The following is a 6,476-nucleotide window of genomic DNA, read 5'->3' as shown; positions in this document are numbered from 1 at the left end:
CCCGGCCCGTTCGACCTGGCGCAACGGCGGCCAGGCCCGGTGCGCCTGGTCATCGAGCTCACGGGCCAGGGACGCGTCGGCGGATGGCAGGTTTGCCCGCGGCCCGACTAGTGGATCGGCGGGACGCCGCGCCACGCGGTCATCAGGCACGGCGCGCCGACCACGGCCGGCCTGGTCGACACCAGCTGCGCGACCTGCCGGCCGGAAAGCACGTCGGGGAGCCATCGATCACAATGCCGAGGCTACCGACCCGAACGCAGGGATGGACGACCCGAACGCAGGGATGGACGCCGGCACCGATCGGACCAACATCGGGCCCCCAACTTCACCTTTTCGGTAATCATGACGAGATGTCATGATTTCAAAGCTGTTGCCGCCTCGTTCCCGTTCTGGAGCGGACCGACGGCGGGCCGCATCCCGGCCTCCCTCGGCTCGTCGCCCGGGACCCTCCCGGGCCGGGGCGATGATCCGCAAGCCTGCGCCGCGCGATCCTGTCGGTCCTGCCAGCGCCCCCCTTCCTCGTCCCGCCACCGCCGACCGGCGAACTCCACCGCCGCATCGCACCGCCGCCGGCTCGCCCGCCGAACATGATCGGCAGAGGAAACCTCCGGGTAACACCACGCAGAGCCACGATGACAGGAACTTTGCGCACCAACAACCATCACCCTTCGGCGCAGCCTCCCTCCTACTATTGACAAAGCGAGACACGGGCCAGATCCGGTCGGACCGACCAGAGTGACCGGAGCGACCGGCCGGCGGCAGCGAGGCCGTCGCACGACCGCCGGGAGACTTCGGCCGTTGATCGCTGGATCCGGCCGGACCGCCGTCAGGGAGGATGGCGGTCGCGGCACCGATGCGGGCGTGTGGTCTCACTGTGCGCCTCCGGTCGGTCGCTTCTCACAGCGGGCTCTACCCCCCACTACCTTGTCGCCACGGTCACGACCGTGGTGTTATCTGAAGGAAGGACGCGCGGCATGCCGCAGTCGAGCGGATCTTCACCGACGCGCGGGCCCGACCCCGAGGCCTGGGTCCCGACGAGCCGGTCGGCCCCTCTCCCACCCTGGTGGGCGACCACCGAGTCGATCATCATCCCGCCGGCGCGCACCCCTCCGGACGACCACCCCGAGGACTACGAGCCGGCGCCGCCGCCCCAGCCTTCGATGACGAAGTCCGCAACGAGCCCCACCGATGTGTCACCAGTACCTGCGGGCACGCCATCCTTCGGCACTGTGAGCGAAGCACCCTTCGGCGCTGTGAGCGGAGCGATCCCGGCGCAGCCGACACCGTCGTCGGCCCCCCACACCACGCGCCTTGGCGCCCCGGCCCCCGGCGCCTCGGACCGCAGACAGTTCCATCGCTATGCGGGAGCGGCGGTCATGACCGCGATCCTCGCCGAGGGACAGATCATGGAGGTCTCGGACGTCCTCGCGGCCAGTCCGGTCCAGCTCGCTCTGGAACGCGCCGACGATCTGCTCGACGACCTCCTCGACGCGCACGAGGCGACCCCACCCGCGCACATCCTGGCCCAGACCGAGCGGTTGCGCCGCGGCTTGGAGCGGCTCAGCCGGCGGTCCATCCCCGCCGGCGACGCCCACCGGCGCGACGTGCTGCGGGGGCGGGTCGCCGTGCTGGGTGCGGATGCGGCCTTCAAACTCGGTGACATCGAGACCGCGCGGTCGCTGACGTCGCTCGGCTTCCAGGCGGGGCGCTCGGTGGGTGAGGGTGCGCTTCGCGGCTCGGCCCGGGAAGTCGCGGCCGTCAACGAGTTCTACGCCGGCCGGCCCGACGAGGCGCTCCGCCTTGCCCGGGACGGGCTGACCCACGTCAGTGGCGGTGCCGTGCGGGCCCGACTTGTCTGCCAGGAGGCGCGTGCCCTCGCCGCCCTCGGTGACGTGCGGGGCGCGGCCCAGGCCCTGGACCGGGCGTACGACCTGGCGGACGCCATCCCGGCAGACCGGTGGGGCCGTCCCGGTCCGAGTTTCGACCAGTTCAATCCGGTCGAGGTGCCCTACAACGCCACGACGGCCCTGTGTCTGCTCGGCCGCCCGCAGGCCGCCCAGGAGCACGCGGATCTCGCCATGCCGAAGCTGGACGGGATGAACGCCCCGGGATTCCGGTCGGTGATCCGCCTCAATCTCGCCCTGGCGCTGGCCCGGCAGGGCCGCCTGGAACTCGACCAGGTCTGCGCGCTGGCCACCGAGGCGATCCAGATCTCCTGGGGGCGAACCGTGGCCTCCGTCTCGGGACGCGCGGATCAGCTGCTCGCGGCCACCCGGCCGCACAGCGAGGTGCACCAGGTGCGGGACCTCGCGGTACTCATCCGGGAGTGGCAGCGCTCCGCGGCGCGGCAGCGGCCCGGCGGGCGCGCGGTTCCCGTGCCGAGCCCGTCGGTCTGACGCCGGCCACCGTACGAGGACCGTACGAGGGTGGAATGGCCGACGGCGGGCGCCCTCCGGCGGGCTCGCCGGAGGGCGCGCGGTTCACCGCGGAGCGGACTCGCCGCGCCCTCGGCGCGATCTGCGCTGAGGCCGGCCTGGACGACTCGGGCGCCGTGCTGATCAAGAGAACCGTGAACGCGGTGTACCGGCTGCCACGGGCCGGCGCGGTTGTCCGGATCATCGGATCGGCCGCGATGGCGCATCGGGTGAGCAAGGTGGTCCGGGTGGCCCGCTGGCTGGCGGAGAACCACGTCCCGGCCGTCCCGGCTGCTCCCCGGCGTGCCGGCCCCGGTCACGGCGGCCGGCTTCCTCGCGACGGTCTGGGCCGACGCGACGCCACCTGGCACCCCGCCCGGCGGCCCGGCACCGGACACCACGGAGCTGGCCGGCGCGCTGCGCGGTCTGCACACTCTGGCGCCGCCGGAACCGCCGCTGCCACGCTGGGATCCCCTCGACGACGTCCGCCGGCGATTATCCGACGCCGAGGCGCTCCCCGAGCCCGACCGCCGTTTCCTGGAGAAGATGACCAGCCGGGTCGCGGCGGCTCTGCCCACCATCCGCTACGCGCTGCCGCGGGTCATCATACATGGGGACGCGCATCTGGCTAACCTCGTACGGGCCGCGGACGGCCGCGCGCTGCTCTGCGACTTCGACGCTACCTGCCTGGGGCCGGCGGAATGGGACCTGATTCCCGTGGCGGTCGGCCGGCTACGCTTTGGTCATGATCCTCAGGCCCACCTCGACCTGGCCCGGGGCTACGACTTCGACGTCACCACCTGGGACGGGTTCGCCGTCCTGCGGGCGGTCCGGGAACTGAAGCTGGTGACGAGCGTGGTGCCGATCCTGGGGAGCAGCGCGACGGTGGCCGCCCAGTTCCGGGTCAGGATCGACAGCCTGCGCTCCGGCGACACCGGCGTCCGCTGGTCCCCCTACCGTTGACGCCTCCCTCATCACCCTCGCTGTCAGGACCCCGGGGAGGAGACGCCCCCGCCGCCGGCACCACACGAGGCACACCGTTTCCACCGGCCGGGCCGTGCGGTCCACGGAACCACATGTCATTCTGGTCAGACCTGTCGGGCCGGTCCGGCGGGTCACGTCCACGTGCCGGACGCCCGGCTCCGAGCGGGGCTACCGGCGCGGACCACCGTCCTGGGCGTGGTCGTCAGATCACCCCGGCCTCATGGCTTGGGTCGCCCGAACGGAGGGGAGGCCCTTGAACACGACGGAGGGAATGCCCGCCCCGGGGATCAACCAGGTGGTGTGCTGCCCGGAGAACAATCATGAACGATGATCCTCGGGAGATCGGCGCCATCCGGGTCGGCGATGTCGGAGATCGGGACCCCGCGAATCCCGGGCCGCAGGAGCGTGGCGGGCGCGTCGGGTCCCCGCCGCCGACCACCGAGCAGCCGTCCCGTTCGGCGAGCCGACTGCCGGCAGTGACGGACACCGGCCGGTCGTCTCCCGACCGAGCCGACCCGGGTCACTGGCAGACCGGTCCGGCGCAGCCGCGCTCCGCCGGTGCCACCGGTTGGACGGTCGACGGCCCCTACCGCCCCGAGCCGGCGGCATCCGCCTTCCGGCCGGGCACCGCCGCCCCGACGGCGTCCCCCGCCGTCTCCGACACCTGGCCGTCGATGCGCCGCGTTGATCCGATGTCGGCCACGGGTTCCGAGGCAACAGGTTCCCACCCGGCCGGCTCGGCGGGCTGGACCGATCGGGGCACTCCCGGGTCCGCGGCCATGAACCGTCGAGGCACGGAGAGTGCCAACGACAACGGCAGGATGCTGCCGATCGAGACCCGCACCTTCGATCCGCTACTCGACCAGTCCCCCCCGAATCCGGGCGGAGTGTTCGGTCAAGCGTACCCGCCGCCCCCGCCGGGGGAGACCCGGGCCTGGCGGGGGCGATCCGCTGAACCCGCCACCGCCACCGTCCGACCCGTACGCCCAGCCCCCGCCACCGGGCCCGCCACCGGCCCCGCGGGACGAACGCCATGATCCGTGGCGGAGCACGCCGCCGGTGGCGCCGGCAAACTCGTCCGCTCTGGAGGAGACCGCCGCGATGAGACGGGCGGACTTCGACGCCGCCGCCCCCCGGCCGGTCGAGAACCGGGAGCAAGGCGGCCCGCGGCCCGCATACTGGCCCGGCCCGCACGCCCACCGAAGCCGGCCGCATCCCCTCCTGGCTGCGCGATCCCGAGCCAGCCGGGCCGCCCGGCGGCCCGGCGGGACCGGGTCCCCGGGAGACGGGTCCCCGGGAACCGGGAAACGGCCGGGCGGGGCTCGCCACCAGCGCACTGCTGCCCGCTCCCCCAGAGACGGCGTCCCGCGGCTGGCGCAGGCTCGTGTACCAGGTCTCGGCGGGCGCGGTGAACCCCGGTCCGTCCCCCGACGAGGTTCGCGACCGCCGGCTCCTCGCGCGCATCCGGAACCCGCTGCACGGCTGTCACCGCATCGCGGTGATGTCCCTCAAGGGCGGCGTCGGCAAGACCACGACGACGGTGGCGGTCGGCTCCACGCTGGCCAGCCTGCGCGATGACCGGGTGGTGGCGATCGACGCGAACCCGGACCGTGGCACCCTGGGCTCCAGGGTGCCACGCACCTCCGCCCACACGGTGCGCGAGCTGCTGGCGGACGCTCCGCGTCTGCACCGGTACGTGGACGTCCGCAGGTACCTGTCACAGGCCGACTCGAGGCTGGAGGTGCTGGCGTCGGCCAACGATCCGGAGCTGTCGGACACCTTCGGGGACGCCGACTACCGGGCAGTCGACGATCTGCTGCAACGACACTACTCGATCCTGTTGACCGACTGTGGGACGGGCATCCTGCACAGTGCGATGCACGGGGTGCTGGAGCTGGCCGACACGCTGGTGATCGTGAGCAGCGCCAGCGCCGACGGCGGGTCCAGCGCGAGCGCCACTCTCGACTGGTTGGACGCGCACGGCTACTCCGACCATGTCCGCGAGGCGGTCGCCGTGATCTCAATGTTCCCCGTCCAGGGCGAGCGGGTCGACGTCGACACGCTGGAACGGCATTTTGAAGCCCGGACGCGACGGGTGGTCCGGGTCCCGTTCGACCCGCATCTGGCCGACGGGGGACGGATCGTGCTGTCGAGCCTGAAACGGGAGACGCGGGCGGCCTATCGGGAGATCGCCGGCGCGGTGGCCGAACGCTTCGGCGAGGAACGCCGCGGCTACCCGGGCGGCTGACGCCGCTGGCACCGCCGGCTGCCTCAGCACCTCAGCGGCCCAGCACCGCCACCGCCGTCCGCACGCCGGGACGACGCAGTTGCCGGGCGATGGTGGTCCGTCCCTCGATGAGCCGGGTGAACAGCCCGAAGGCGCCCGGGCCCGCCATGACCGTGTGCATCGCGCCCGGCCGGCGGGTGAACGCGGCCAGGACCTCTCGTCCCGCCGCCATCTCGGGGCCCAGGATCGTCTCGACGCGCGCGGGATAGGCGGCCAAGGCGTCGAGCGCCGTGGCACCCGGGCTAGGCGCCGTGGTACCCGGGCCAGTCGGCCTTGTATCCGTGACCCCCCTAGCCCGGGTCACGCCCGCCCTCGCGCGACCGACACCCACACTCGCCGCGGCGGCCGCCTCCCCGGCGGGCCGACCCGACCGTAATGCGAACGAGATGCCTTCGCGTGTCCACGGATCCAGGAGCCCGGCTGCGTCCCCCACGACCAATACCCGGCCCCGACGCAGCGGGGAGCCGACGGCCCGCACCCGGGTGAGATGTCCGGAGTCATGCTGGCGCGGCAGGTCGGTGAGCCCGAGCCGGTCGACGAACCGGGTGTAATAGGCGCGCAGCGCGGCGCCCTCGGCACGATCACCGATCACGCCGACCGTGAGCACCCGTCCCTTGGGGAACACCCACCCGTAGGAACCCGGCACCGGCCCCCAGTCGATGAGCATGCGCCCGGCCCATCGCGCGGCACGCGCCGGGTCGGCGACAAACTCGCCCTCCAGGCCGACGTCGACCTGGTCACAGCGGACACCGGCATAGGTGCCACAACGACCCGAGGTGCCGTCCGCACCC

Annotated in this window: 4 protein-coding genes and 1 pseudogene; 3 read left to right on the top strand and 2 right to left on the bottom strand. The window is 73.1% G+C overall.

Going from position 1 to position 6,476, the window contains the following annotated elements:
• Nucleotides 1-974: 974 nt before the first annotated feature.
• Together ACY45C_RS03055 and ACY45C_RS03050 are read left to right on the top strand one after the other, a co-directional pair.
• Nucleotides 975-2,396 carry a hypothetical protein gene (locus ACY45C_RS03055; RefSeq protein ID WP_462186139.1) on the top strand — a complete coding sequence of 474 codons (1,422 nt, stop codon included), beginning with the start codon at nucleotides 975-977 and terminating at the stop codon, nucleotides 2,394-2,396.
• Nucleotides 2,397-2,431: 35 nt separating this feature from the next.
• Nucleotides 2,432-3,377: pseudogene (locus tag ACY45C_RS03050) on the top strand (phosphotransferase).
• Nucleotides 3,378-3,984: 607 nt separating this feature from the next.
• Here the strand turns inward: ACY45C_RS03050 and ACY45C_RS03045 are convergent.
• Nucleotides 3,985-4,242: a hypothetical protein gene (locus ACY45C_RS03045; protein WP_462186138.1), complete on the bottom strand. Its 258-nt coding sequence runs from the start codon at nucleotides 4,240-4,242 to the stop codon at nucleotides 3,985-3,987.
• A 540-nt stretch (nucleotides 4,243-4,782) separates the two neighbouring features.
• On the opposite strand from ACY45C_RS03045, the gene ACY45C_RS03040 reads away from it, so the two are divergent.
• The gene (locus tag ACY45C_RS03040; protein WP_462186137.1) at nucleotides 4,783-5,646 is read left to right on the top strand and encodes a MinD/ParA family ATP-binding protein; all 864 of its coding nucleotides are present in this window, start codon (nucleotides 4,783-4,785) and stop codon (nucleotides 5,644-5,646) included.
• Between the two features lie 31 nt (nucleotides 5,647-5,677).
• Here ACY45C_RS03040 and ACY45C_RS03035 read toward each other — a convergent pair.
• The coding region (locus ACY45C_RS03035; RefSeq protein ID WP_462186136.1) for a geranylgeranyl reductase family protein at nucleotides 5,678-6,476 on the bottom strand (799 nt) is incomplete at its 5' end.

The sequence above is a fragment of the Frankia sp. CcWB2 genome (assembly GCF_977927585.1).
Note: the sequence above shows the minus strand (reverse complement) of the source record. Positions and strands in the feature narration are given on the sequence as shown.

Excerpts from the sequence above, each read along its gene's own strand:
- ACY45C_RS03055 (WP_462186139.1), top strand. The coding sequence starts at position 975 with ATGCCGCAGTCGAGCGGATCTTCACCGACGCGCGGGCCCGACCCCGAG.